Origin of the sequence: Streptomyces sp. NPDC046712, from assembly GCF_040645695.1 — a bacterium.
Lineage (GTDB): Bacteria > Actinomycetota > Actinomycetes > Streptomycetales > Streptomycetaceae > Streptomyces.
In genome coordinates this window covers 192,943-219,151 of the sequence record NZ_JBEYYW010000007.1, presented here as the reverse complement: position 1 = coordinate 219,151, position 26,209 = coordinate 192,943, and the positions used below count along the sequence as shown (strand labels likewise).

Annotated in this window: 22 protein-coding genes and 1 pseudogene; 17 read left to right on the top strand and 6 right to left on the bottom strand. The window is 68.0% G+C overall.

All coding sequences use genetic code 11. From position 1 onward, the window contains the following. The first annotated feature begins 11 nt into the window (after positions 1-11). Positions 12-440, top strand: coding sequence for a MarR family transcriptional regulator (locus tag ABZ939_RS12480; RefSeq protein WP_361852455.1), 429 nt, complete (start codon positions 12-14; stop codon positions 438-440). Between the two features lie 399 nt (positions 441-839). Further along, complete coding sequence (locus ABZ939_RS12475; RefSeq protein WP_361852452.1) at positions 840-1,124, top strand: hypothetical protein; 285 nt, start codon at positions 840-842, stop codon at positions 1,122-1,124. A 301-nt stretch (positions 1,125-1,425) separates the two neighbouring features. Here the strand turns inward: ABZ939_RS12475 and ABZ939_RS12470 are convergent, their stop codons facing one another. After that, complete coding sequence (locus tag ABZ939_RS12470; RefSeq protein ID WP_361852450.1) at positions 1,426-2,514, bottom strand: hypothetical protein; 1,089 nt, start codon at positions 2,512-2,514, stop codon at positions 1,426-1,428. Positions 2,515-2,544: 30 nt separating this feature from the next. Then, complete coding sequence (locus tag ABZ939_RS12465; protein WP_361852447.1) at positions 2,545-7,338, bottom strand: DUF6531 domain-containing protein; 4,794 nt, start codon at positions 7,336-7,338, stop codon at positions 2,545-2,547. A gap of 410 nt (positions 7,339-7,748) precedes the next feature. Between ABZ939_RS12465 and ABZ939_RS12460 the strand changes: the two genes are divergently transcribed. The 7 genes from ABZ939_RS12460 to ABZ939_RS12430 all read left to right on the top strand — a co-directional run bounded on the left by ABZ939_RS12460 (position 7,749) and on the right by ABZ939_RS12430 (position 14,107). After that, the gene (locus ABZ939_RS12460) at positions 7,749-8,306 is read left to right on the top strand and encodes a histone-like nucleoid-structuring protein Lsr2 (RefSeq protein WP_361852444.1); all 558 of its coding nucleotides are present in this window, start codon (positions 7,749-7,751) and stop codon (positions 8,304-8,306) included. Positions 8,307-8,447: 141 nt separating this feature from the next. Continuing rightward, the gene (locus ABZ939_RS12455; RefSeq protein WP_361852441.1) at positions 8,448-9,152 is read left to right on the top strand and encodes a VanZ family protein; all 705 of its coding nucleotides are present in this window, start codon (positions 8,448-8,450) and stop codon (positions 9,150-9,152) included. Positions 9,153-9,255: 103 nt separating this feature from the next. Beyond that, a complete protein-coding gene (locus ABZ939_RS12450) occupies positions 9,256-9,951 on the top strand; it encodes a response regulator transcription factor (protein WP_361852439.1) in 696 nt (231 codons plus the stop codon). Continuing rightward, on the top strand, positions 9,944-11,023 hold the full coding sequence (locus tag ABZ939_RS12445) for a HAMP domain-containing sensor histidine kinase (protein WP_361852436.1): 1,080 nt from the start codon (positions 9,944-9,946) through the stop codon (positions 11,021-11,023). The genes ABZ939_RS12450 and ABZ939_RS12445 overlap by 8 nt, the downstream gene beginning before the upstream one ends. 379 nt (positions 11,024-11,402) lie before the next feature. Then, on the top strand, positions 11,403-11,549 hold the full coding sequence (locus ABZ939_RS12440) for a hypothetical protein (RefSeq protein ID WP_361852433.1): 147 nt from the start codon (positions 11,403-11,405) through the stop codon (positions 11,547-11,549). An 869-nt stretch (positions 11,550-12,418) separates the two neighbouring features. Then, positions 12,419-13,243 carry a GNAT family N-acetyltransferase gene (locus ABZ939_RS12435; RefSeq protein WP_361852430.1) on the top strand — a complete coding sequence of 275 codons (825 nt, stop codon included), beginning with the start codon at positions 12,419-12,421 and terminating at the stop codon, positions 13,241-13,243. A 58-nt stretch (positions 13,244-13,301) separates the two neighbouring features. Beyond that, positions 13,302-14,107 (top strand): IS5 family transposase gene (locus ABZ939_RS12430; RefSeq protein WP_361852427.1). Its coding sequence is split into 2 segments (ribosomal slippage): positions 13,302-13,569 and positions 13,569-14,107, totalling 807 coding nucleotides; the frame shifts between segments, so codons are not numbered across the junction. 1,026 nt (positions 14,108-15,133) lie between these two features. Here ABZ939_RS12430 and ABZ939_RS12425 read toward each other — a convergent pair. After that, entirely contained in the window at positions 15,134-16,423 is a 1,290-nt protein-coding gene (locus ABZ939_RS12425; RefSeq protein ID WP_361852424.1) for a S1 family peptidase, read from the bottom strand. Between the two features lie 1,157 nt (positions 16,424-17,580). On the opposite strand from ABZ939_RS12425, the gene ABZ939_RS12420 reads away from it, so the two are divergent. The 8 genes from ABZ939_RS12420 to ABZ939_RS12385 all read left to right on the top strand — a co-directional run bounded on the left by ABZ939_RS12420 (position 17,581) and on the right by ABZ939_RS12385 (position 22,419). Continuing rightward, positions 17,581-17,988, top strand: coding sequence for a hypothetical protein (locus ABZ939_RS12420; RefSeq protein ID WP_361852421.1), 408 nt, complete (start codon positions 17,581-17,583; stop codon positions 17,986-17,988). Between the two features lie 66 nt (positions 17,989-18,054). Further along, positions 18,055-18,594, top strand: coding sequence for a winged helix-turn-helix domain-containing protein (locus ABZ939_RS12415; protein ID WP_361852418.1), 540 nt, complete (start codon positions 18,055-18,057; stop codon positions 18,592-18,594). Further along, positions 18,591-19,118 (top strand): transposase, encoded by a 528-nt coding sequence (locus ABZ939_RS12410; protein WP_361852415.1) that lies wholly within the window; start codon positions 18,591-18,593, stop codon positions 19,116-19,118. Before ABZ939_RS12415 ends, ABZ939_RS12410 begins: the two co-directional genes overlap by 4 nt. A gap of 73 nt (positions 19,119-19,191) precedes the next feature. Then, complete coding sequence (locus ABZ939_RS12405; protein ID WP_361852412.1) at positions 19,192-19,431, top strand: hypothetical protein; 240 nt, start codon at positions 19,192-19,194, stop codon at positions 19,429-19,431. 496 nt (positions 19,432-19,927) lie between these two features. Then, complete coding sequence (locus tag ABZ939_RS12400) at positions 19,928-20,461, top strand: SMI1/KNR4 family protein (protein ID WP_361852409.1); 534 nt, start codon at positions 19,928-19,930, stop codon at positions 20,459-20,461. Positions 20,462-20,606: 145 nt separating this feature from the next. Then, complete coding sequence (locus tag ABZ939_RS12395; protein WP_361852406.1) at positions 20,607-21,191, top strand: hypothetical protein; 585 nt, start codon at positions 20,607-20,609, stop codon at positions 21,189-21,191. Between the two features lie 316 nt (positions 21,192-21,507). Further along, positions 21,508-21,906: a 2'-5' RNA ligase family protein gene (locus ABZ939_RS12390; RefSeq protein WP_361852403.1), complete on the top strand. Its 399-nt coding sequence runs from the start codon at positions 21,508-21,510 to the stop codon at positions 21,904-21,906. A 117-nt stretch (positions 21,907-22,023) separates the two neighbouring features. After that, positions 22,024-22,419, top strand: coding sequence for a GNAT family N-acetyltransferase (locus ABZ939_RS12385; RefSeq protein ID WP_361852400.1), 396 nt, complete (start codon positions 22,024-22,026; stop codon positions 22,417-22,419). A gap of 512 nt (positions 22,420-22,931) precedes the next feature. Here ABZ939_RS12385 and ABZ939_RS12380 read toward each other — a convergent pair. The 3 genes and pseudogenes from ABZ939_RS12380 to ABZ939_RS12370 form a co-directional block, all read right to left on the bottom strand. Next, entirely contained in the window at positions 22,932-23,909 is a 978-nt protein-coding gene (locus tag ABZ939_RS12380; protein ID WP_361852397.1) for a teichoic acid biosynthesis protein C, read from the bottom strand. 645 nt (positions 23,910-24,554) lie between these two features. Beyond that, on the bottom strand, positions 24,555-25,103 hold the full coding sequence (locus ABZ939_RS12375) for a DUF1062 domain-containing protein (protein WP_361852394.1): 549 nt from the start codon (positions 25,101-25,103) through the stop codon (positions 24,555-24,557). A 213-nt stretch (positions 25,104-25,316) separates the two neighbouring features. Beyond that, positions 25,317-26,171: pseudogene (locus tag ABZ939_RS12370) on the bottom strand (IS5 family transposase). Between the last annotated feature and the right edge of the window lie 38 nt (positions 26,172-26,209).

The window sequence follows — 26,209 nt, the reverse complement described above, 5'->3', positions numbered from 1 at the left end:
GGAGTACACCCATGAAACCCATCGGCTACTGGCTCAACCGCACCGACGAGGCCCTCACCGCCTCCATGAACGCCATGCTCGACGCATACGGCCTCACCCGCCTCGCATGGCAGGTCCTCAACGCCGTCAAGGACTCCCCCCAGGCCACCGACACCGACATCCTCACCACCCTGGCCGCCCATGCCGACGACGCCCACGTGACCGCCGCCATCGACACCCTCCTCACCGACGGCTGGGCAACCCGCCCTTCCCCGACCCGCCTCACCCTGACCGACGACGGCCGCGCCCGCCTCACCGAGGTCGCCGAACGCGTCGCCGCCTTCCGTGACCTGTCGACAACCGGCATCAGCCACGAGGAGTACCGGAACGCCGTGACCGTCCTCGAACGCATCACCCACAATCTGGAAACGGCACCGAAGGCTCAGCCCAGCTCTCCATAGCCCCCACGCCACGGGCTTCTGGCGCCCCCGGAACTCGGCAACGTTCCTGCCCCTCTGCATCCAGCGCTGACGGGACGTCGGCCAGACCCATGCCCACCCTTGCTCGCCGTCCGACCTATCCGCAGCCTCGCGGCCCACGCCCGGCGAGCAGCCAGGTCCCGCAGTTCAGCAGGCAAGGAGCCACCACACGGGGTCGGCGCACCTCCGCAGGCTGAGCACCTGACTCCGCGTCCAAGGGCTAGGAGCCGTTCACCTGCCCGGGCGGGGAAGACGCCGTTCGGATCGTCATCGGCGGCCCTTCAGGTGATTGCCGGATGCCTCCTGAGCCAGACAGCTGCCTCAGGGGTACGACGTCTCAGCAGAGGACCGATCCTGCCCCCCCACTTGAGGAGCTTGGCGATGTACGCAGCAGTCCGGAGGTACGAAGGGGTGACCGATCCGGCTGAGGCGGGACGCCTCGTGAGCGAGGGGTTCGTGCCGCTCTTGCGCCAGGTCTCCGGCTTCGTGGCCTACTACTGGGTCGATGCCGGGGACGGAGTGATGGTCTCGACGAGCGTCTTCCAGGACCAGGCCGGGGCCGAGGAGTCGATCGAGCGGGCGGCGCAGTTCGTACGCGACAACCTCGCTTCCCTCCTCCCCAACCCTCCCCAGGTCACAGCCGGCGAGGTCGTTGCCTCCGCGTGAGGGCGGGCCGAACAAGCCAATCGATACCGCCTCTTGGCGGACCGGCCCTGCGCGGCGGCGTGGACGCCGTGCGGGGTCGGGTTCGGGCCTCGAAGGGCGTCCGGGCGCCGGCGAGCACGGCCGGCGCGCCGCCGAGGCTTGGCCGGTGAAACCAGGGTTCCAGCCGCCACCGAGAACACGAGTCGGGAGGCGACGAGCCCGGCCTGGGTACGAGCCGCCCCCGGGGCTTTCACGTGCCATGGGTACCACGGTGGGGCCATGACGCCGTGAGGAAGGCCAGGGGTGGCTCCTGTCGCGGCGCCTACTGAAAGCTGAGCCGGTGCGGGTGTGTCGGGTCGACGGGGCAGGTGTGGATGCGCATCAGGCCGCGGCCGAGGTAGACGCCGACCGGGTCGATCACGTCCGGGTCGTCGGCCGAGTCGCGGTCCTCGAGCGGAAGCCAGCTTCTCGACCCGCCGTCGCACTCCCACTTGTCGACGGTGAGCAGGGGAGGCATCGGCGTGCCGCAGACCGCACAGTCGACCGGCGCGGGATCGGTGAGGTGCCAGGATGCGAAGCCGCCCACCTTCCATCCCGGGGCGATGGACAGGTCACCCATGTAGTCGACCTCGTACTCCTCCTCCGTCCGCGCCTGGGCCATCGCGGCCTCGTACTCCTCATAGGTGTCGTAGCTCTGCGGCGCGGAGGAGTCGTAAGCGTCCTCGTCGTCCTCCTCCTCCTCGTCCAGCAGGCCCTCCTCCCAGTCGGCGATGTCGTCCTGGAGTTCTTCGCTCAGCAGGCCCAGGTACTCGTGCTCGATGACCTGTTCGGGGTGCAGGACGCACGGGGTGGGCACGCATTCCTCGCGGCCCGCCACCGGGGGCTCGGGCTGGTCCGTCAGGACGTCGCCGACTTCGTGCGAGCGCCGCCACTTCAGCACGACGTCGATGGTGCGGTCGGGGCCGTGGACCTCGAAGGGGCACCAGAACACCTGGAGCAGGTCGTGGCCTTCCGGACCGACGAGGTCGGGGATGTCCCGCGTGTACAGCTGGGCGACGGCCAGCAGCGGGAGAGGATCCCCGTCCCCGAGGTCCGGGGCGTGCTGTCCCGGGTGGATGGCATCGAGGATCCGCTGCTCCTCGTCGGAGAAGTCGCGTCCTCTCGCCTCGGCGAGGATGCGCCGCTTGAGCCGCACGTCGTCCAGCCGATGGCCCGTGCCCTTGGTGTGGACCGCGGTGCACACCGGCCACGGCTCGTCGGCCGGCCACAACAGCGGTCCCGCCAGTGAGTTCTCCTCGGTCTTCGCGTCGCCCTGGCGGGGATGCAGGCGCGTGGCCGTACGCCGGTGGGCGGAGAGGGCGGGGAAAACGGCTTCGACGTCGACGGGGCGCGGGGGTGTGGTGCGGGTCATGCAGTCCTCCATGGCGGTTCGGCGACGATGCTATACGCCGGTTCGGACATAGCCGGCGGGGTTCTCCAGGCTGTGGCTGAAGGTGAAGCCCTTGTTGCCGAAGGCGGTGAACTCCAACCTGATCGGGATCGGGTTGGTGCCCTCGTAGATCGGCTTGATGTGGTACTGGACCACTTCCTTGTGCTTCTTGACCTGGTCGTAGATGACTTGTTCGACCTGGTCGCGCTGGTCCGGGGAATTGGTCGGGTTGTTGGTCTGCGTCACCAGGTTGTGCCAGGCCAGCCTCCCCTTGCCCGCGCCGCCCAGCCTGTCGGCCAGCAGATGGCCGCGAGCCTCGTTGAACGCGTTGCCGTCACCGCGCCAGCCGGGTGGCCGAAGCCTGCCCGCTTCCGTCCCCTTCTTGGCGTCGATGATGTCGGGGCGCAGGCAGGCGTACACGCCCGTGGGACGGCCCAGATGGTCGAGGCGGCCGTAGCGGATGCTGCCGTCCCAGTCGTAGGCGTCCATCTGGCAGCGCTTGGGCGCCAGACCCAGGGGGTCGGTCCACGCCCACGGGTTGACGACATAGGTCGTGGGGTTGGGCGCCGGGGCGAGCCCGAGTGGGTCGGGACTGGTGTAGCGGGCGGTGTCGGGATCGTAGTGGCGGAAGTAGTTGTAGTGCAGACCGGTTTCCGCGTCCGCGTACTGGCCCGGGAAGCGCAGCGGGGTGTACGCGGTGGCGGAGGTGTTCCACCCGGTGGTCCCCCAGCAGGTGGACCGGCTGCGCCATGCCGTCTCACCGGCAGGGGTGACGAGTTCGGTGGGCGTGCCGACGAGGTCGGTGACGATGGCGAAGAAGCGGGCGTCGACCTCCTGGTCGCTCAGCGTCTTGCGCTCGTACTGCGTGAGTGGGCGGTGGCCCTCGTACGCCCAGGTGAGGACGGTTCTGGTGGTCTCGTCGTACTGTTCGACGAGCAGCGGCCCGTCCCAGGTGAACCGAACGGTCTCGACGACGGTACGGCCGTCGGCGGCCATGCGGTGCTTGGCGCTGCGCCGCCCGAGCGGGTCGTAGGTGTACGTCCACAGGGTGCCGTCGGGCGTGGTGCAGGAGACAAGGCGGTCTTCGGCGTCGTACGCGTACTGCCAGACGTCGGGCTTGCGCGAGATGCGGGACCGGCGGCGTACGACGACCCGGCCCGCGGCGTCGTACTCGTAGCGGACGGCGCCTGCGGAGACGAGTCGGCCGCCGTCGTACACGCGTGAGCCGCGGGCATCGGCGTGCCCGGCCGCGTCGGGCCAGTGGGCGGCGGTCTGGTTTCCGGCGCCGTCGTAGGCGTAGCTCTCGGCCCAGCCGGGTGCCTCCACGGTCAGCGGCCTGCCCACCGGGTCGAGTGAGATCCGCTTGTCCCGGCGCTCGGCGCCCGCCGGTCGTTCGCCGAGGGAGACCGGGTATCCGTCCGGGCGGTAGGCGTAGTCCCGTGTGCGCAGCGGACTCTCTCCACCGAGCGCGGTCAGCGTCTGGGTGAGGGGCCTGCCGACCTGGTCCCATACGGTCGCGAGGGTCGTGGCGGAGCCGGGGCTCCCCCAGGTGCGGGTCAGCTCCCGGCCGAGTCCGTCATGGGTGAATTCGAGGGCGTGGCCGCCGATGGTCAAGGACGTACGGTGGCCTGCCACGTCGTAGGACAGCCTGGTGAGCACGCCGGTGGGTGTGGTGCTCGAGGTGCGCTGGCCGGCCAGGTCGTAGGTGTGGCGGAGGGTGCGGCCGTCGAGAGTCTCGGCGACGAGCCGGCCCATGACGTCCCGCTCCATCGTCAGGGTGGAGATGGCGGTCCGGGCTTCGGTCAGAGCGCCGGCGCGGTCGTAGGCGTACCGGGTCACGCTCCCGTCCGCGTCACGGGCGACCATGCGGTCCATGGCGTCCCAGGCGTAGGTGACAGTCTGGCCGAGAGCGGTGGTCCGCTCGGTCAGGCGGTTGGCCGCGTCGTAGGCGTAGTGGGTGGAGCGGCCCTCGAAGTCGGTTTCCACGACGAGTCGTCCCGCCGCGTCGTAGCCGTACTGCCAGTTCTGGCCGAGCGGGTTGGTCACCTGCGCCAGCCGGAGTTCTGTGTCGTAGCGCAGCTGTTGGCGGGCCCCGTCGGGCGCGATGCGGGCGAGCGGCTTGTCGAAGGGGCCGTACTCGGTCGCCCAGCGTCCTCCGGCGGCGTCGGTGTACGTCAGGCAGTTGCCCTCCGGGTCGTAGGCCCAGGTCTCGCGGCTGCCGTCGGCGCCTGTGCGGGCCAGGAGCCGGTCGTCGGCGTCCCATTCGAACGTCTCCGCCGCTCCGAGGGGGTCGGTGACACGGGTGGGGCGGCCGCGGTGGTCGCGTTGGACACGGGTGACTCCGCCGTCGGGGTTGGTGATGTCCACGGGCAGCCCGGCGCGGTCGGACCGGATCGTGGTCGTGTCACCCAAGGGGTCGGTGACGGTCGCGACCGCTCCGGTGCGGTCGTGGGTGAACCGGGTGAGCGCCCCGTCCGGCCCCAGGGTGCTGGTGCAGTTGCCGCGGTCGTCGAAGGTCTGTCGCCATACGGCACCGTCGACGGTGGTCACCTCCACCGGAAGGTTCCGGTCGTCGTAGCGAGCTGTGGAGGTGCTGCCGTCGGGCAGCCGGACGGCGGTGAGGTTGCCGGCGTCGTCCCAGGTGAGCTCGGTGGTGTGGCCCAGCGGGTCGGTGCGGGTGAGCGGGCAGTCGTATGCGTCCCAGGTCAGATGGGTTGTGTGGCCGAGGGGGTCGGTCTCGGCGACGACCTGGAGCCGGTCGTTGAGGTGCAGGACCGTCGTGGCGCCGGTGGAGTCGGTGTAACGGGTGACGTGGTGCCCGGTCTCGGGGTGCGTGCCGTAGGCGAAGCTCGAGGAGAGGATGCCGTCGGGCCCGAGCGTGCGGGACACGCGGCCTTCGGCGTCGTACACGTACCGGAAGGTGGAGCCGTTGCGGTCGGTCCAGGAGGTGACGCGGCCGTCTCCGTCGTAGGTGAAGCGCAAGGCAGGCCCGTCCGGCCCCTCGGGGCCCGTCAGTCCGATGAGATCGCCGGCCGGGTCATAGCCGTAGCCGACGACCGTGACCGGTCCCTCGGGCCCGCGCACGGCCAGGGAGGTGACCCGTGAGTCGTCGGCCGTGACCTGGACCACGTAGCCGCCCGAGTGCGAAACGGCGGTGGGCGCGCCGTCGGGGCGGCGCGAGAAGGCGACACGGTTGTCGTTGCGGTCCTGGATCTCGCTGAGCCAGTACGCGGTCGAGGTTCGGTAGGGGCTGGAGGTGAACGTCCGCACCAGGCCGGTGTGCGGATCGCGGACTTCGTACGAGGTCTCGTCGCCGGCCACGCCGCCGTACACCAGCGGGAGTCTGTCACCCTCCAGCGGCATCACGTGCTCGCCGTCGGGCCGTGGCAGGCGGGGGTATATGAGCAGAGAGCCGTCCTCTCGCACCCATATCGCTCCCTCGCCGGCCTGCCCCGCCTCGATGCGCTCGTCGAGGGTGGAGGCCCAACTCCGGCCGAACCAATGGCCGTAGCGGTACGTGGACAGGTGCGTACGGCGCAGGGTGAGCGGCAGGACGCCAGGCAGGGTGAGATCGGTCTGCGGCAGCAGCATCTTGCCGGTGGCGACGTCCACGGGGTCGTTCTTGCACACCGTCTTGTCCAGCGAGACGCTGTTGCGGCGCGGATCGTCCTCGGCATCGCGCACCGAATTCGGCCGCGTACGGGAGTCGTCACCGCGGTCTTTGCTGCGGGGGCCGTCGCTCGCCGCGGGTTTACGGCCGTCTTTGCCGTCGTCGTTCTTGCGTTGGCGGGCGAGGCGGTCGCGGATGTCGTCGTCGTTGTTCTTGTGGTCCTTCGATATCTGCTTCACGACTTTCGGCAGGGTCTCGCCGACGTGGTCGCCCATGGTCTTGGCGGACTTCACCAACGCGCCCATGGCCTTCTCGATCGCCGGATCCAGAGCGTCGGCGATGCTGTCCCGGCCCTTGTTACGGCCCTGAGCCGTCTTCGCCTTGGTCAGCTTGCCGGTGGTCTTGCCGTGAATACCGACGCTCACGCCGTTCAGCTTCGTGCCGGCGTTGTCGTGCTCGTCGTGCTCGATATGGAAGCCCTTGCCCTTGGCGCCACCACCGCCTCCGCCGCCGCCTCCGGTGGAGGCGAGGTTCAGGCCCTCCTTCGCACCCTGCACGCCGTCTTTGAAACCGTCCTTGCCGGCCTGCTTGGTCTGGTCGAGGTCCACCCCGTTCTGGACGCCCAAGGCATCCATGCTGACCTGGACCACCAGATCGGCGGCCATGTTCTCCAGCGCCGCCACGGCCGGTTCGGTCATCACGGAGACGATGTGACCGACCGCCTCCTCCATCGCCCCCGTGATCAGCTTCAGCAACTGCTTCTTCGTGAACGCGATCGCCCCGGCACCCAGCAGCGCGGACAGACCACCGGTCACCGGAATCAGCGCCAGCGCAAGACCCGTCTGGCCGGCCAGGATCCCGAGCTCCGCGACCGCCTTCCACTTCATGGCCTCGATCGCGCCCGCGGCCATGTCCAGCGCACCCGCGATCGTCCGGGCCGCGGAGATCATGTCCTTCAGGTGTTTGCCCTTGACCTTGCCCCAGTGCTCGTTCAGCGCGTCCATCGCCTCGCCGTGACCCGACGACAGCAAACGCTCCATATGGTTGTTGGCGAGCTGACCGTCATCGGCGAGGTCGTCCGCGAACTCCCGCAGCGCGTCCGCCATTTCACGGTAGGCGTCCTCGTCCACGTTGGGCCAGTTCACCCCCACCAGATCCAGCAGCGTGTCCGCCCAGTCCGGCACCGTGACAGCCATGAAGCCGTTCCCCCGTCAGATGATGATCGATCAGTCGAATAGTCCTACCACGGCCGCAGACCCTGGCTCGATCCGCGATCGCAACCCAATCCCGTCAACTAGCGTGCCACGACCCGCCTCCCGCCGAATCGACGCAGGTCAGTCGCGAGTCGACTGGCGACACACGTCACACACGAACGCGGCAGATCGTCACAAACGCAATGCAACGCCCGCCAACACTTCGATCCGTCCCCAAGTACATCCAGCTCGAGGCTTATCCACCAGCACGGCGGCACTCTCTCCGACGGATCGTTCACGAACCCCGCGCACGAACTTCGCTCACGTACTCCGCTCCCGAACCTCGCTCACCAACTTCGCCCACGAACTCCGCTCACAACCAGCAACGTTCGCCACCGCCCAGGACTGCTCCCGTGACCAACAACATCGACCGCCTCACGGAGCTCTGCCCGCCACCACCGGCCGCCCCGTCGACCGACTGGACCGCGACAGAGCACACCCTGGGGTTGGCCCTGCCCGCCGACTACGAACAGATCGCCGACACCTACGGGCCAGGCGCCTTCTGCGGCTTCCTCCGCCTCTACCACCCCCACGCACCCACCCAGTGGATCAACCTCACCGGCCCCATGCCGTCCACCATCCGCACACAGCTTCAGGCGGAACTCGAGACGGGTACCTACCCCGTACCCATCGACCCGCAACAGCTCCTTCCCATGGCGGTCACCGACAACGGCGAATACCTCTACTGGACCACCCGCCCAACGCCCGAGCCGCCGACAGGCACGACGGCCAACACCAGCGACGTCCGCACCTGGGCACACGCGCACGGCTACGACGTCCCCGACCGCGGCCGCATCCCCGCCACGATCATCGACGCCTGGAGGAATGCCGTAAACGGGCGTGATGGCAAGCGCATCCTTGATGGTCGGCAGTGCGATGTCCACGGACGAGTCGTCCAGAATCTGCAGTAGCTGGGCCGACACGATCACCAGCGGTGGGGCCATCTCACCGTCGGCTTGCGCCAGTTCCTTGAAGCCGGGGACTCCATGTATCGCGGGCGTATCGAAAAGCGCATACGCCACCGCAACGTCCCCTCCGTGTCCAATGGAGGCATGAACCACAACGCATCCCTGTCAGCACCGCCCTGCCGCACGCGCAGGATCGTGCTCCTCAGCCTGGCGGTCCTCGGCGTGGCGAGCGCCGTGTTCGTCGTGCGGCGGCCTCTCATGATGTCCGCTCCGATGTGCATGGCCGGGCGGTGGCACGGTTGCTTCGATACGTTCAACGGCGTGGTGTTCATGACGTTGGCCGCGCTGCCGTTGGCCGCGCTGGTGGTGTGGACTCTGGCGCGCCGCCGGCGTGGCGCCGGCGTCACACCGGCGTGGCGGATGTCGCTGGCCGAGGTGGGCATGGTCCACGGGACGCTGCCGTTCCTATGGATGACCATGATGCCGGGCGGCGGGGCCGGTACCGTCCCCGCCCGGGTGAGTCTGGTACCGCTGCGGGACCTGGTCACGATGGGGCCGTACGGGATCGTCGGCAACCTGCTGGTCTTCGCGGCGCTGGGGTTCTTCGCCCCGATACGGTTCGCGGCGCTCGCGTCCGTGCCGCGGATCCTGGCGCTCGGGGCGGGCTGCTCGGTCCTGGTCGAGGCCGCACAGTACGTCCTGCGCCTGGACAGGGTGTCCTCCGTGGACGACGTACTGGTCAACGCCGCCGGCGCCGTGCTGGCCGCGCTGGCGTCGCGTCGCTGGTGGCGCACTGCGGCGGAAGCGCCGTCGGACCAGCCTCGCCCCGCGCCGGTACCGGCAGGCTGAGTCGCGTGTTCGGTATGCACACGTCCTTGCATACGTACTGCACACGTCTTGGGACACGTCTTTGCATACGTCGGCGATATGTTGTGTTGCTTAGGCTTCGGACATGCGCGTACTGATCGTGGAGGACGAGCCCTACCTGGCCGAAGCCGTCCGTGACGGTCTCCGGCTGGAGGCGATCGCCGCCGACATCGCCGGGGACGGCGACTCCGCCCTGGAACTGCTCAGCGTCAACTCCTACGACCTCGCGGTCCTCGACCGCGACATCCCGGGCCCTTCCGGCGACGAGGTCGCTCGGCACATCGTCGCCTCCGGCAGCGGCATCCCGATCCTCATGCTGACCGCTGCCGATCGGATCGACGACAAGGCTTCCGGGTTCGAGCTCGGCGCCGACGACTACCTCACCAAGCCGTTCGAGCTGCGGGAGCTCGTCCTGCGGCTGAGGGCGCTCGACCGCAGGCGCGCGTACGCCCGGCCCCCGGTCCGCGAGATCGCGGGCCTGCGTCTCGACCCCTTCCGCCGGGAGGTCTTCCGCGACGGACGCTACGTCGCCCTCACCCGCAAACAGTTCGCGGTCCTGGAAGTCCTTGTCGCCGCCGAGGGCGGGGTCGTCAGCTCCGAAGAGCTGCTGGAACGCGCCTGGGACGAGAACGCCGACCCCCTCACCAACGCCGTGCGCATCACCGTCTCAGCATTGCGCAAACGGCTCGGCGAACCATGGATCATCGCCACGGTGCCGGGTGTCGGTTACCGGATCGACACCGGCCCCGTCACCACGCGCCCCGGCTGTACGCATGTCTAGACGCCCAGGGCTCAGCGTCCGACTGAAACTCACCCTCAGCTACGCCGGGTTCCTCGCCGTCGCCGGAGCTCTCCTGCTGGCCGTGGTGTGGGTGTTCCTGCTGCGCTACGTACCCGACAACTCCCAGGGTCTGCTCGGGATCGCGCCCAACCGCTACCTCCTTGTGCGCACCTTCGCCCCCGCCGCGGCCGTGGCGATGGTCTTCCTGCTCGTGTTCGGCCTCGTCGGGGGATGGATCCTCGCCGGCCGGATGCTCGCACCACTCACACAGATCACGGCCGCGGCACGGAGGGCCGGGACCGGATCGCTGTCCCACCGGATCCGCATGGAAGGCCGCCAGGACGAGTTCCGTGAACTCGGCGACGCGTTCGACACGATGCTCGAGCAACTCGAGTCGCACGTCGCCGAGCAGCAGAGGTTCGCCGCGAACGCGTCCCACGAACTGCGCACCCCGCTGGCCATCTCGCAGACGCTGCTCGACGTCGCCCGCAAGGACCCCACGCGGGACCAACACGAAATCCTCGAACGCCTGCAGGCTGTCAATACGCGCGCCATCGACCTCACCGAGGCCCTCCTGCTGCTCAGCCGCAGCGACCGCGGGAATTTCAAGCGCGAGCGCGTCGACCTCTCCCTCGTCGCCGAAGAGGCCGCCGAAACCCTGCTCCCCCTCGCCGAACAGCGCGGGATCACGCTCGCCGTCACCGGCGGAGCGACACGGACCAGCGGCTCCGCGGAGCTCCTGCTGCGGATGGTGTTGAACCTCGTCCAGAACGCCATCGTCCACAATCTCCCCGCCGGCGGCACCGCGACGGTCCACACCGAAGCGCAGGGCGACGCGAGCGTGGTGCGGGTCGAGAACACGGGTCATCCGCTCCTACCGGAACTGCTGCCGACCCTCACCGAACCCTTCCAGCGCGGAACGGAGCGAGTACGCACCGACGAGCACGCCGGCGTCGGCCTCGGCCTTGCCATCGTGCACAGCATCGTCCGCGCCCACGACGGAACCCTCGACCTCGTCCCGGGCCCCGCTGGCGGTCTCATCGTCACGGTTCGACTGCCCGGCGGCCCTTAGACATCGTCCCCAAGCGGGGCCGACCAGATCGTTGACGGGACGTTCGGTGCAGCGATTGGTCAGCGGAGGTTCGAGAGGCGTTTGGGTTCTGCACGATCTCGTGCACGGTCGGCGGTAGGGTATTGAGCCGAGCGCGCCCTGTCCCGGCCGAAGAACTGAAAGACCCTGCGGAACTGCCGTCCCAAAGACGGCAGCGGCCACCAAACCACGCTCTGCATCGCTCGCCCGACGTCACAACATCGCCCTCACAAGTGCGTCCCTCTACTTCACCGCAGGCTCCGCAGGACACTCCTCACCCTTCCCCAGGCAACCGCATGGCGACAGAACGCGTCTCCAAGATCGAAGCAATCCACCGTGACGGACTCGAGGAGAACAGAGCATGGAAGAGGTTGCGGGTGCTGCGGCGGTGCGCGTCCTGAAGGGCGTCGGCTGGCTCGCGTTCAACGTGGTCGGCACAGTGGGCGACATACTCGTCACCCTCATCCCGTGGAACAAGCGGAGCGAGCGCTCTTCCACGGACGCATAGCACGCCGCCGGAACACAGCACACCGTCCAGAGGCCCCGGCAGCGGCTCTCAGCATCGCGGTCTCCGCCGAGCAGGCGCCTGCGCCGAACAGCGTACGCCGGGTGAGCGGGTGGCTTGAACCGTGAGCCGGCCAGCGGGCTGTGCTCCGTGGACGACACTTCCCTTGTCCTTACGGACGCCTTCCCATGCACCCAGCTGATGGACGAACTCCAGGCACGGGGAGTGAAGGTCCTGCACCGCCTCTGACGCACCGGAGGTGGTGATACCTCCGGTGTTTCGGCGGTGCACCGGCGCGGTCCAACGATGCGAAAGAGCGCCATCCTGCCTTGGGCAGTCGGTGATAGGTGACGCGGCTGTCACGCAGGAACAATCTCAGGGGAATCGCGGTCGAGGGCGGGTTTCAGCCCAGGGCGAGCCATCGGATACCGAGGTCCTCGACCAACGTGGTGCATCGGATCCCTCCAACGGTTCGCGGCCGGTGGCTCTGCGCAGGAGATGCGGCCGGCTCCACCCCAATTGATCGGCGGCCGCCATCTGTTCCGAGCTGTTCCGAGCCGAGCAGCAACTAACTGATCGTTTCAGAATGAGGTGCCCCGGCAACGGAGGCAGATGCGGCAGCAGGCCCGTTCGAGCATGCCCTGGTGGAGGTCTGCCTGTCGTTCGTAGCGGGTGCGGAGCCGTGGGCAATGCTGGGTCGGGTCCCCGAGATGGTCACCAACAAATATCGGTTGTGAACAGCTGCACAGTCCTGCGACGGTGCCTGTGTGCATTGCAGAGCCGTCAGCGAGTCTGACATCGAGGCGATCTTAGATCTCTTCGGCTGCGCCGAGCACGCCGCAATCGGGCGCCGGGAGACGACGCGAGCAGACGTGCGTGACCTGCTCGCGAGCCCCGGCCTGGATGTGGCGTCGCGGACGATGGTCGTGGAGTCGAAGGAGGGTCGGCTCAGCGGCTTCGTCGCCCTGCATCCGGCACCGCAGGCTGGCCAACTCCGGGCCCACCTGATCCTTGCACCCGCAGACGGCGCTACGGACACGGCCCGAGCACTGCTTCACCTGCTCGACGAGTGGGTGCTACGGGACGCGCCACACCCCAACACCCCCGTGACCATGTTTCAGCTGCCCAACTGCCCGGCCCATGACCTCATGGCCGCCGAGGGCTGGAGCATAGTGCACAGCTACACGCGCCTCAGAGTCGACCTGAACACCACCGAGTTCCCCGAACCGGCTCAGCCACACCTCGGTGCGCAACTGCGCGTCGCTGCCGATGACCAGGACCGGCGCGCCGTCCACTCTGTTTTGGAGGACGCGCTGGCCGGGCACTGGAACCACCGGCGGCGTACCTTCGCCGAGTTCGACCGTGACCAGCGGCAGCGCGGCAGCTACGAAGCGGCCCTATGGTGGCTGGCCGAGGTCGATGGGGTCTGTGCGGGTGCTGTCATCGCTCGCGACCCGTCAGAGCGCGCATGGATCGCCTGGCTCGGAGTTCTCGATGCCTACCGCGGCCGCGGCATCGGCACGCAGTTGTTGCGCACCGTCTTCCGGCTCCTCCGGGACCGTGGCCATCACAGCGTGGGCGTCGACGTCGACACCCACAACTCTTCCGGCGCTCTCAGCGTCTACCGGGCCGCCGGGATGAGCGAGCGGGGCACCGCTGACCAGTGGAGCAAGATCTACGCCCACCAGCCTTTCTGACCAATTCAGTTGAGCCTCGGATCTTGCGCTCGACGATCTTGGTCGGCAAGGTGTCCGCGTGCGTGCTGATCTCGTTTCAAATGACCTGTGGGAGCGCGTGGCTCCGCTGCTTCCGCCCGCTCCCGAACGGCGCCGCCGCTACCCCGGGCGGTTGCGCGTTCCGGACAGGGCGGCCCTCGCGGGCGTCATGTACGTGTTGCGGACCGGTGTCGCGTGGCGCGATGTGCCCGCCGAGACTGTGGGCTGCTCCGGAGTCACAGCCTGGCGAAGATTGCGCGACTGGACCGAGGCCGGCGTATGGCCCCGCTTGCACGCCGCCCTGCTGACCAGTTGGGCCGCGCCGATCTGCTGGACTTGGACGACTGCTCGGTGGACGGGTCGCACATCCGGGCTCTCAAAGGGGGATCACGTTGGCCCTCGCCCGTCGACCGATCCCGTCCCGGCTCCAAACACCATCTGATCGTTGACCGCAACGGAACTCCGCTCGTCGTCACGCTCACCGGCGGGAACCGACACGATGTCACCCAGCTCCTGCCGCTGCTGGACGCGGTCCCACCGATCCGGGGCCTGCGGGGACGCCCCCGTATCAAGCCCCGACGCTTGTACGCCGACCGGGGCTATGACTTCGACAAATACCGCCGCCTGCTGTGGAAGCGCGGCATCAAGCCGAAGATCGCCCGACGCGGCGTCGCCCACGACTCCGGACTGGGCAAGGTCCGTTGGGTCGTCGAGCGCGCCTTCGCCTGGCTGCATCAGTTCAAACGGCTCCGCACCCGCTACGAACGACGAGCCGACCTCCACCAGGGCCTGCTCGAACTGGCCTGCAGTCTCATCTGCCTCCGTCGCCTACGAACCTCATTCTGAAACGATCAGTAAGTACGGCGTCCCCGGCCCGCCGCGGTGAGCTATGGCTCGCGTCCGAGCACATCCGCCAGGTCGAGGCCGTGAATGGCGGCTTCGCCGACCCGCGTGAACAGGAACTCCGACACGCGCATGGCGTCACCATGGCGCCTCTGCACGGTGCGGCCGGCCGGCCGAGCCCGACACAGCCGGTCGACTCGCCGGCAGACCACGGCGAACACGCTATTGATCTCGAACGGCCAGCGTCCAGCGGCCTCCGCGACGCCACCGACACCACGAGTTCACGCCGGTACCCGGGCATGAAGGCGGCAGCCCTGTGTGCTGCCCGGAGCGCGCACCGGCGTAGTTGTGCTGAGGCCAGGGCGTACATCTTCACGATCTCGATATCGGAGACGCCCTCCTGGCTCCTGCAGCACCCTGCACGTTGTAGTCCTCGGCGGCCGACGCGCTGACTCTGCCACCTTGGCCCGGTTTGCGTCCGCTGCGGTGAGCCGGCCTCGCTGCATCGCGGTCCGCGCCCGGCTCGTGGAGCCGGTGCACCCTCGGCAGCCGGTGGTACGGCCCACCGTCCTCGCCCGTCGCCTCCGCGGGCACGTCGCGGCTCCCGGCGAGCTCGTAGATCTGCTCGAGCACCGACCGCGGCGCCTCGCACACGGAGACCGCGTACGCCAGCAGGCCCCGCACCTCGACCATTGTCGACCGTCACCAGCGCCGGCAGAGCGCGACGCTGCCGGCGCATGCCTTGGAACTGCCACGCCCCGTGGGAGTCGGGAGTGGACGGTCGCGGGACGGAATCTCGGCCTGCTCATGGTGTGATCGGCAACGGGCACACACTCCATCTCGTCTTCTAGGACCGTCCAGCGCCTCTACCCGGACGGCATCACCATGGGAGATGTGCACGACAGGCCAGCGAAGGACAACCTCGTGATCCGCGCCGATCGAGGCACATGGGCACGGCTGCGGCCCCGGACATCCGACGCATGCCCAGGGCCGCTCGCGATCAGCGACCGTCAGCCGATGCTGTTTCCGTCACCACCCTTCTTCGCTGTCACCGTTGCCGGCGCCGCCGTTGCCATCGACGCCGCCGTTGCCATCGGCACCCCCGTTGCCATCGACGCCGCCGTTGTCACCGGCACCCCCGTTGTCACCGGCACCGCCGTTGTCACCGGCGCCGCCGTTGTCAGCACCCCCGTCACCGCCGGCGCCCGCCCCGATCTGAGCGCCGACGGCCTCCAGGGCCGTGGTCACCGGCTGAAAGAACGTCTCGCCGCCCGAGGTGCAGTCGCCGCTGCCTCCCGAGGTGAGGCCCACGGCGTTCCCGTCGCGGGTGAACAAGGCGCCACCACTGTCACCGGGCTCCGCGCAGACGTCGGTCTGGATCAGTCCGGAGACCGTGCCCTCGGGGTAGTTCACGGTGGCGTTGAGACCGGTCACCTGACCGTCGCGCAGACCCGTCGTGCTGCCCATGCGGAACACCTGCAGACCGACCGCCGCGTCGGCCGCCTGGGTGATCTCCAAGACCTGGCCGTCGCCGGTGTCCACAGCGCTCGGCGCCTGCGTGTTCGGGTCGTCGTACGTCACGAGTGCGAAGTCGCCCTCACCGGGGAACACGGCCTCCTGCACGGTTCCGATGGGCTCGCCGTTCGGTTCCTCCGACCACTGCTCGGCGGCGACGCCGCAGTGTCCCGCCGTGAGGAAGCCGGGTCGGCCGTCCTGGGTGGTGACGTTGAAGCCGAGCGAGCAGCGGGAGCCCCCGCCGAAAATGGCGTCGCCGCCCTCGATGAAGGGCTTGAACTCGCCCTTGGACTTCTGGATATGGGCGACGCCATCGCCCAGCGAACGGACCGCCGTCTCGACCGTGTCCCAACGCTCACCGGTGACGGTACGGTCGGCAGTGACCAGGATCTCGTTCGTCCTGGGGTCGACGGCCCACGCGGTGCCGGGGACCGATGCCTTGGCGCTCAGAGAATTCATCGCCGAGGTGAGTGTCGGGAGGCTGTTCTGCACGGTCCGCGCAACGGCGCCGGCCTTCTCAACCTCGGCGCTGCCGCTGGTGTCGCCACCGGCGACATTGACGACGAGCTGTTGCTTGTCCGCGTCGTAGTACGCGCCGCCGTAGGAGTCACCGAGCTGCCCGCCCAGCTTCTGAAGGAGCTCCGCGGCCGCAGCGGCACTCATCGTTCGCGGCGAGCCCGACTGCTCCCCCGCGCCGCCCTGCGAGGCATTGGCCTGTGGCAGCAGGATCGCCGCTGCGACGATGCCCACCGCCCCGGCACCCGCGAGAACTGCATTCCGCTTGGGTATTCGCCTGTGACTCAACTCTTCGCCTCCTGTGGGGGGGTACGGACTGCGATCGCCGACAGGGCGACCTTGGGGACGCGTCCGGCCTTCCATACGGATGCCGAGAGAGATCCGTTCAAGCGCTCGTACGCGAGCCATGCTTCACCCCCCTCCCAGCGCATGCGCCGGCGGTACCCGCACCTGCCGGTCCTCCGGTACAGCCTCAGCCCACCGCTCATTCAGGTGCGGCTGAAGTCGTCGAGCTCTTCTCCAGTTCCGCCATTGCCGCTCAAGGAGGGCTTCCGGAGTGACGGCATCGGCGAGGCGCTACACGGTGCGGTAGGTCATACCGCGCTGGCGCTGGAGGGATCGTCAACTGTGGCCGGCAGCGAGCAGCGCGTGGACGGTGGTGTGCTTGGCGCGGGTGCGATCGGCGAACCGGTACCCGGTCGGTCTGGCAGTGAAGCCGACCCCTAAAGGCGGTCGGCACCGTCGGCACGCTGAACGTCGCCCGCAGGCACAGCCGATGGCGGAGACACACCGCTCGGCCTCGCCGAGGTTGCGCCACAGGGGAAGGTGGGCGGCGACGTAGACGGCGGTAGGAGCTCCGACGGTGACCCTCGGCGAAGAACAGCGCGCAGTCGGGACACAACCTCGATCCCAGGCTGCTCAGTCAGCCAGCTGGCCAGCGTGCCTGCCTCTGGATCCGGCAGCAGGCCCACTGGTCGGCAAGTCTCAACGTCGATCAGAACCGTCCCGTAGACACGGTCATTGCGCATCGCAGGACAGTGCTGCGACGCTGGAGCAGCACCTCGCTAACAATCCGGACCGCACGAGGTCCGGGCCCCCGGGGGAGACGCCCTCCATCAGCCCTGCGAGCTCACCGGCCCCAGGACCGGGGTCGCTCCCTGGACGATTACCGGGGTCCCTTTAGTCCCTTCGGTTCTTTGTTTGGACCCTTCGGTGCCGCTGCCGCATGGAACACCCGGCGTCCTGTCACGCTCTGCCCATCGCAGGCCATGTCGGATGGGACAGTGCCGCTTAAGCCTGCGGGTGAAGCAACACCTCGATGGGGGCCATCTCCGCCATGGGCCGACGGAAGGTTGACAGACCGGCCGACCACGAAGCGCAGGGCTTAACTACTCACTTGACCAGATGGAGCCGCCCGGTGGGCGGTGGCAAACACCGGAGGCGGCATGACCGATCCGCTGACGATCCTCGGGCAGGCGCGCCAAGGTCCCGTACCGGCGGATTGGCGAGTCTTCGCCAAGAAGCGGGGCAAAGTGTCCGGCTTCTTGCGAGGGACAGCCAATGATCCGGACCCGCTGTTGGTCATCACGCATGACTGCGCCATCGAATACACGGACGAACGAAAGCCGCTGACGATCGTCAATTTCTATGACCTAACTGAAGTGATGCTACAGGTTCGCGGAAGTACCTTCTCTGATAGCTCTTTCGTGAATCTTTCCGTATGGATCGACCTCAACTATCGCGACGGCAGAAAGACAGAGTGGCGATCGAAATCCTTCGCGGACAACATGCAGACGATTCAGGGCTTTATCGAAGCGTACGGCGCGCATAAGGCACTCCGAGGGCGCTACTGAACTTGATTGGGTGATGTCGGAGCCGTTCGCCTGACGGCGGCAGGTCCGCTCCGGTAGCCCTGGACCGTGAGATACGCGCAAGGCGGCGGGTTGACCGACGCGGGGAGGGCCGCGAGGGAGCGGGTGCGGCTGCAGGCCGTGGAACGCTTCGAGGACGGGCAGAAGAACAGGGAGATCGCTGCCGCGCTGCGGGTCAGCGAGCGGTCGGTGGAACGGTGGCGCCGCCAGTGGCGCGAGCGCGGTGAAGCGGGGGTCCTGTCGAGGGGATCGCCTGGGCGGCCGAGGCTCAGCGAGAAGCAGATCGCGAGGCTGGAACGGGAGCTGGAACGCGGGCCGCTGGCCCATGGCTGGGCCGACCAGCGCTGGACACTGGCACGGATCAAGACGCTGATCGGCCGGCTGTTCCACGTGAGCTACACGGTGGAGGGAACGTGGCTGCTGCTGAAGCGGCACGGCTGGTCCTGGCAGCAGCCCGCCCGGCGGGCGATCGAGCGCGACGACGCGGCGGTCGAGGTGTGGAAGAAGGAGACCTGGCCGCGGGTAAGAGCACCGCGGCGGCGTGTGACGGCTGGATCGTCTTCGAGGACGAAGCCGGACAGTCGATGACGCCGCCGCGAGCGAGAAGCTGGGGACGCAAGGGCGTAACGCCGGTGGTCCGGGTCCGTGGCCGGGGCTCGGGCCGGGTGTCCATGGCCGGGCTGGCCTGCTATAAGCCTGGGAAGCGGTCGAGGATGTTCTACTCGGTCCGCGAGTACCGGGGCCGCAAGGGCGAGCCGAAGGGCATCGGCTGGCGCGACCTGCGCGACCTGCTGGTCAGGGCGCACATCCAGCTCGGCGGCCCGATCGTGCTCGTGTGGGACAACCTGCGCATGCACCTGGCCGAACCGATGCGCGAGTTCATCGCCGCCCACGCGAACTGGCTCACGGTCTTCCAGCTTCCGAGCTACACGCCGGACTTGAACCCGCAGGAGGGCATCTGGTCGCTGGTCAAGCGCGACATCGGCAACCTCGCCGCAGCCGACCTCGGGCAGATCACCCGGGCCGTCAAGCGCAAGCTCAAGATGGTGCAGTACCGGCCGGAGGTCATCAACGGCTGCCTCGCCGGCACCGGCCTGGCCCTGGACGCGTGAACGCAATGGCTGGCCGATCGGCGATTGGCCGCCACGGTCAAGTCAAAAGTTGCTGGTCAGATACGGTGTCGGAATGACCGAGAGCATGCCTGCCGACGTAGCCGACGTGCTCGCGGCAGTCCTGAACAAGGACGATCCGGTTCATGTCGCGCTCCGAAGGCAGGTTCCGCACCTCAGCGTGCGAGGGCGCTGCACATGCGGATGCGGAACCGCCTATTTCGAACTCGACACAAGCAGGGCGGAGCCTGCACCCACTGGTCCCAGCACAGTCGTGGCGGCCGAAGTGCAGCTCGTCACCGAGGCTGGCGAGTGACCCGGCGAGGTCCTGGTCTTCACGCAAGGCGGCTACCTGTCGTGGCTGGAAGTCTGTTCCTGGAGCGACGACGTCGAGGTGACCCTGGCTGCCGCGCGTCGCTGGCTGCAGCCACACTCTTGATCAGAGTTCAGCGGTCTCTGCGACACCACCGACATCACGAGTTCAAGTTCAGTAGCGATGAGGCGTGACGGTCCGTCGGTTCGCCCGGCGTGCCGTTTCGCTGCTACGGGTTGGTCGTGGGAATGCCGGTGGGCCGGCTGTCGGCTCGGGTGGGCGCCGGGGTCCCCCTGCTCCGGGGGGTGATGCTGCTCGCGGCCGACGGCCTCGCGGATCGCGGTCAAGCTGGCTGGCCCATCGAGCATCGCGGAGCAGGACGACGCCGCGATGGGTGCACCGGAGCGGCGGGTCCTCGTGGCAACACAGTCGCTCCGCCGCCTCTTGTGAAGCTCCTACATCTCGTCATCCTGGTCTGCTGGGTCCGTAGGATGCGTTTGTGGCTGCTCGGTTCGATGAAGTGAAGGCGACGTTCTGGGGCGAGGGCCTGTACGGGGTTCAGCCACTGTTGACCGACGCGGTCGTGCGAAATGCCGAGCGTCGGCTCGGTGTCCGTCTGCCGGCTTCGTTGCTGGAGCTCCTGCGCGTCCAGAACGGCGGCCAGGTGGCGGAGCTGTGGGACGCGTTCCCGACGGATGCACCGACGTCGTGGAGCGAGAGTCATGTCCCGTTCGACGAAATGATGGGCATCGGCCGTCACGACGGTCAGTTGTCACTGCTGGACTCGCCCTACTTGGTTGAGGAGTGGGGTCTTCCTTCTCCTCTGGTTCTGCTCTCCGGTGATGGTCACTGCTGGATCGCTCTCGACTACCGGGCGCGCGGAGAGCACGGGGAGCCGTCCGTGACGTGGTTCGACGTGGACGGCAACACGGAACTTCCCCTGGCCACGGACTTCAGAACGTTTGTCGAGCGGCTGACTGCGGCCGCGTCGCTCGACCCCAATGCCGGGGACGGGATCCGATCAGCGTCATGATCTGGCCCTGGCAGGGTCTGCCGTGTCCAGGGGCCTCCCGGGGGGCGAATCTCTTTAGGTCACGCCCGACGGATCTTTGTGGCGTCCCGGTCGCATATGCTGAGGCCGCCGCTTCTGACCCCTCGGCCCAGTCAAGGAATACCAGTTGACTCCGCATTCCCTTGCGTTCTACATCGACGTGGTTGCCTCCGGAACGGTGCTCGGCGTCAAGCCAACGGACAGTCCCGACCGGGTCACCGCGCTCCTGGGTTCCGATTTCGCCGAGAACTCCCTTGACGACTACAGCATGTGGCGCGACTACGGAATGGCCGAGTTCTTCTGGACACGGGAGACACCGGACCATCCTTGGGAGGGGCACCACTTCACCCTGCAGGTGCATCGGCTGTCGCACTGGGGCGGCAGCATCGTCAACAGGGCCATTCGCGACCGGTACGGCCGCTTCGACCGCCACCTCCGGTTCGACAAACTGGAGCGGCTCCTGGGGAAGCGCGGCGTGCCCCTGGAACACGTCCCGGATGTGAATGGTCCGGCCTTCACCCAGCACTGGCAGCCTGCTTCGCAGGTGGCCGTCATGGCGTTTCGGGCACACGAGGAGTGGCGACAACGTGGGCGCGGGGACGACCGTATCGGAGATGTGTACGCCATCTATTCATCGGTGAGCGCCGAAGAAGTGGCACGGAATAGGGAGCGCTATAGCCGCCAGGACACCCGAGAAGTGTCCGGCGTGTGACAGTCCAGTGAGCCTGCGGTTCGGCATGCGGCTGGCCCGAGGCATCACCGCGGACGAAAGCAATCGGCTCGCCGACCCTCTGGGCCCCTGCCTACCTGACACTCCAGCCGCCAGCACGCGGACGGGCCGTGGGCAAGAACTGGAGTGTTGCCAGATTTCGGCTACATGGTTCTGCCTCTCAGAGAGGTGCTCACCAGTGCGTTTCAGGCGGGCCAGACGCGCTCATCGTCCGGATCCCCGAGGCGGAGCCGTCCGTCCGCGGGTGGCGTGAACGGCTCGACCCCTCAGCCAGGCCGGGGTTCCAGCCCATGTCACCGTGCTTTTCCCGTTCCTCGACGAGAGCCGAATAGATGCGCTCGTCTACTCCGCCCTCGCGGACGTGCTGGGAAGCCACCAGGCCTTTGACCTGCGGTTCGAGAGATGTGGACGACTCCCGGAAGTGCTGTATCTCGTCCCCGAGCCTGACACGCAGTTGCGGCAGCTCACGGAGGCGATCGCTGATCGTTGGCCTGAGGCTCCGCCGTATGGCGGCCGGTTCGCCGAGATCATGCCGCATCTGACCATTGCTCAAGGTCAGGAAGACGCCGTCCTGGAGGAGATCGAGGCCGACCTCGCCGGCAGGCTCCCGTTCACGTCTCACGTCTCGTCAGTTGAACTCATCGTGCACGACGGAACGAAGTGGCAAGAACGGGCTTCGTTCGCACTCGAAGAATGAAGCAGGTCATGAGGCTTGTCTGGTTGAAGGTGAGTCGGTCGACGATGGCCGCGCAGAGGCGGTTCTGGCTCCGTAATCGGGTCGATGCCGGGCTGGGCCGGAACTTACGATCGAGGCGTGACGATCAAGTATGAGTTGCGGGGCGACTTCGACAACGCTTCCCTCAACGCGCTGCACGCCGACGGTTTCGGCCACCCGGTTGCTCCGGCCGACTGGCGAGCACGGCTTGAACGCCACAGCCTCGGCTGGGTCTGCGCCTGGGAAGACGGCTCTCTGATCGGCTTCGTCAACGTTGTCTGGGATGGCGGGCTCCATGCCTTCATCCTGGACACGGTGGTCGCCCAGCGTTGCCAGGGAAGAGGAGTTGGTGCCAAGCTCATCGCGTTCGCAGCCGACGAAGCCCGTGCCGCGAAGTGCGCTTGGCTTCACGTCGACTTCGAGGACCACCTGCGTCCGTTCTATTTCGATGCCTGCGGCTTTAGAGAGACGTCAGCTGGGCTGATCACCCTGTAGCGCCAGGCCCCCAGTCCGCAACCTGTACACGCGACCAGGCGCAGCAGCGGGCCATCTGACGCGATCTTCGCCCCCACCTCAGCTGTCACGGAGCGTGACCGCTGCACGGAACCAGTGCCAGAACCCACTCTCGCGGATGAAGCCAACCGACTGAGCAAAGACTTCTCCGGATCTCTGCTGGCGCGTGGGCCCGACGAGGCCGTCGTCAGCGTCGAGACGACGGCCTCGCTGCTTGCTTCGCTGGACAGGCGGAAGTGCCGGACCCGTCACCGGCCTGGTGGCGGGCCGGCGCGTGAGCGGCCACCCTTTCCCTGCGGGCGTCCGCCGACCGGCGGCGCTGCGGGCACGAAACGGGTACGGGCGGGTGGCGGAGGGCCAGCGGCACCGGTAAGGGCTACGCGCCCGGCCCCGGCACCGCGACCGGCTCAACGACTATCGCTGACCACGTCCCGGACGCCTGCCGGCCGCGCCGCATGGGCGCGGCCGGCAGGGCGGGCAAGCCGTGGCTAGGCTCAAATCAGCGCGTTCTTGTAGAAGATGCTGGAGCGCCGGTCGCCCTCCACGCCGGTGGCGAAGCCGATGAAGAGGCGGGCCTCGCCGGCGTCGGTGCGGTAGATCGCCAGGCCCTCGGGCTCGCGGTGGTGGAGGGTGGAGCCCGCCTTGGTGAGGACGGGGCCCTGCTTCACGAGTCCCGTGTTGATGTCGATGCTGGTGATGTAGGTGTTGCCGTCGCCGGTGGGGGTGCCGTCGCCGGGGTACGCGTCACCCGTCAGGTAGTACATGTACGAGCCGTAGAGGGTGTAGCCCTGCGGCGTGCCGGAGATCGTCGGCTGCTTGAAGTCGACCAGCGGCGAGCCGAAGTTGCGCGTCTCGAAGGCGGAGAGGGGGTACACGGCGATGCGCTTACCGGCGCTGGTGTGGTAGCGCACGATCATGCGCCGGTAGACCGGGTCGACGGAGCAGGTGTACTCGCTGGCTCCGGCGATCGGCTGGTAGGCGGCCGAGGCAGCCGGCGAGCCCAGGGTGGTGTTGGCGGTGTAACGGATGGGGGCGAGCGCAGTGCCGTACCCGCCGGTGTTCGCGGCGCACTCGATCCACAGCTCGGTGTCGGAACCGCTCGGCAGCGCGGCGAAGGCGACACCGTGGCCGAAGCCATCGAGGTGCATGTACGAGATGTAGTTCCCGTCGAAGTCCATCTTGTTGATGCACAGGTCACCGGCGGACTCGGGGCTTCCACTCCGCTTGGTCGCCACGAACAGGAACTTGTTCTCCCAGTCGAAGGCGAAGCTCTGCTGGACCCGCGCACCGTGCGTGTCCTTGGACCGGAACAGGTCGTACGACGGCTGCGTGAGATCGAACCGCTTGGTCGCGGTCACATCAGCCGCAGCGGTCTGCGCGCCGGCGCCGAGCCCGAGGGCGGCAAGCGAGGCGCCGACACCGGTGCGTATGAGGCCGCGGCGGGAGAGGGGGAAGCCAGGGGTGTGGTTCATGGGGGGACTCCAGAGGCATGAGTGGGGGGATGGGACAGGTGATCCTAACCGCAGCCGAGTGGGATCCCCATCGGGGAGTAGGACGTTGTGGCGGGCCGGCCGGCGCCTCCCTACTGACGGTCCGGCGCATCTCCCCCACCGCTGCGTGCCACCAGCTCTCCACAGACGCATGCGGGTGCGCGACGTCGGCCGAGGCTCGGCCGACGCGATCTCCGCCAGTAACGGGGCGACTTCCTGACTCACACGGGCCGAGCCTCTCCCAGGCGCTCGGTACAACTCGCGGTGGCGGGGCAGGTACGCGAGAACCGCCCGTTGGTGTCCGCCAGGCCTCGCGCCACGATCGGTGACGGATTCCCAAGTCTTCGAGAACCGCCCCTTGATGTTGGGACCAGCGTCCACCGGCCCTGAGTCTGTGTCACCAGCGCGGGAGGTGCGCCCAGGGCTTCTGCCTGGTGCCTTCACCGGCTCGCGGCTGGTTCGGGAGCGATGTCCCGTCTCCACTAAGGCCAGGGTCATTCGGCACTCACGCCTCATCGCGAGACTCGGCGTACTAGCGGCCTACCTCGGCGTCCTCGGCCTCCATGCCATCCCCAGCCAGGGCCTGTCCGGCGATCTTGCCGGACAGGCCCGTGTCCCGAGGAGGGCTCAGCGCTTGAGCGTGAAGGTGAAGTCGCCGGAGAGCTTCCCGCTCAGCCGGACTGCCGAGACAAGATTCCCCTCCGTGATCAGTCTCTCAACCTCGGCCCGCGAAAGACCGCACCCTTCAGCGATCAGTCGCACCGGCCGGACGGGGATCCGTGCCGCAAAGCGGACCGCGACGTCAATCACCTCGCGGTCCAGGTGATCCGATCCGCCGGTGTCGAGACGCCAGGCGTTATCCCAGTCGAGGGCGATGCGATTACGGCGCCTCAAGACCGGATCCTGGAGCAGCTCAGCTGCCAGGCCGGCGTCGTTGTCATGCATCCGCTCCAGCAGCTCAGATCGTACGGAGCGCACATTCATCCGCTCCAGAACCGTGAGCTTCGCGGTGTCCCCGCAAGCGGTACAGAGCGCGAGGAGCCAGGCGTCGATGAGCTTGTGGTTGGCGTTGACGCGAAATTTGCCGCTCGTCCGAAAGCGCTGGGACGCGCACGCGTGGCAACGTCGGAGAACGAGAGGAAGGCAGGTGGGCATGACCACCCAGTTTTCGAGCACAGAAGTACACCGGTTTCAGTGAGAAGTCCGCAGCAAAAGGCAGCGCGGCGCGCACATGCGCGACGCGCGACGAATCAGCGCTCGGGAGGTCTCACAGGGTGTACAACGGCACGTCCTTGCCTAGACGACTTGGTCCGGCAGCAAGGTAATGGCCCACAGCAGCGCTGCTCCACTGGTTTTCGAGCGCCTCACCGCCATGCTCTGTCCGGCGGATCATGGACGAAGCCATAGCCCGATCGCGGCCACGGTGGCGGTGCCGTGGAAACCGCAGGCCCGCTTGTCGTACGTCGTGGCCACGGCCCGTAGGTTCTTTCGCCTGTCCATCTCCACTCGCCGCGCTCCTGCGCTTGTACATCGCCTTGTCGAGCCGGCGGGGCAACCGCCTTTGCTGTCCCGGCGCTTGCGTTTGGCTCGCTCGCCCCTCGGCTCGGGGATGATGTGCTTGATGTGGCGTCTGCGCAGGTAGCGCCGGTTACGGCGTGAGCTGTACGCCTTGTCGCCGCCGAGGCGATCGGGCGGGTGCGTGTGAGGATGCCCCGCCGGCCAGGCAGGCAACGCGGATGCCTTCCCTGACGGGGATGAGGTGTGGTGCGTCGCCCCATTGCCATGGTGTGATCACGAATGAAGCCGGGTGGCGCGCACCTGCGCCCGGCCATGGAGATTGCAGGTCGCTCCGCCCCGAGAGCCTCCGAATCCCGCGTCGGGGCGGTGCTGTCGGGGTGTGTCTGCTCCTGGCACTCGCGACGACTTCTTACGCGCTCCGGCGGCGTGTTGGCGGGCGCCAAGTGGGGGTGGCACCCACGCCGGCGACCGACCAGTCGATGCGGTGAACGGCCCGCAGGATCTTGTCCCGCGTGCCGTTAGCCGACCAACGCTGTGTCGTTGGTAGACGGTCTTCCACTTGCCGAAACGTGCAGGCAGAACCCGCCATGGCACTCCGGTCCGCTCCTGGAAGGATCACGTCGATCGCCGTGCGTTGACTCTTCCAACGCCCGCCCTGCTGGCTCGCCTTGGGCACCTGTGGCTTCAGCCGGACCACCCGTAGTTCGTCAGATCTCCCCGTCCCACAACGGGCGCAACGACCCCGACCCCAGCCAGTCACATGA

Bases quoted from the DNA above. Each gene is read 5' to 3' on its own strand.
- ABZ939_RS12450 (WP_361852439.1), top strand. From the start codon at position 9,256: ATGCGCGTACTGATCGTGGAGGACGAGCCCTACCTGGCCGAAGCCGTC.
- ABZ939_RS12470 (WP_361852450.1), bottom strand. From the start codon at position 2,514: ATGACCCGCACCACACCCCCGCGCCCCGTCGACGTCGAAGCCGTTTTC.
- ABZ939_RS12410 (WP_361852415.1), top strand. From the start codon at position 18,591: ATGACGCCGCCGCGAGCGAGAAGCTGGGGACGCAAGGGCGTAACGCCG.
- ABZ939_RS12380 (WP_361852397.1), bottom strand. From the start codon at position 23,909: ATGAACCACACCCCTGGCTTCCCCCTCTCCCGCCGCGGCCTCATACGC.
- ABZ939_RS12475 (WP_361852452.1), top strand. From the start codon at position 840: ATGTACGCAGCAGTCCGGAGGTACGAAGGGGTGACCGATCCGGCTGAG.
- ABZ939_RS12420 (WP_361852421.1), top strand. From the start codon at position 17,581: ATGACCGATCCGCTGACGATCCTCGGGCAGGCGCGCCAAGGTCCCGTA.
- ABZ939_RS12440 (WP_361852433.1), top strand. From the start codon at position 11,403: ATGGAAGAGGTTGCGGGTGCTGCGGCGGTGCGCGTCCTGAAGGGCGTC.
- ABZ939_RS12445 (WP_361852436.1), top strand. From the start codon at position 9,944: ATGTCTAGACGCCCAGGGCTCAGCGTCCGACTGAAACTCACCCTCAGC.
- ABZ939_RS12455 (WP_361852441.1), top strand. From the start codon at position 8,448: ATGAACCACAACGCATCCCTGTCAGCACCGCCCTGCCGCACGCGCAGG.
- ABZ939_RS12465 (WP_361852447.1), bottom strand. From the start codon at position 7,338: ATGGCTGTCACGGTGCCGGACTGGGCGGACACGCTGCTGGATCTGGTG.
- ABZ939_RS12480 (WP_361852455.1), top strand. From the start codon at position 12: ATGAAACCCATCGGCTACTGGCTCAACCGCACCGACGAGGCCCTCACC.
- ABZ939_RS12405 (WP_361852412.1), top strand. From the start codon at position 19,192: ATGACCGAGAGCATGCCTGCCGACGTAGCCGACGTGCTCGCGGCAGTC.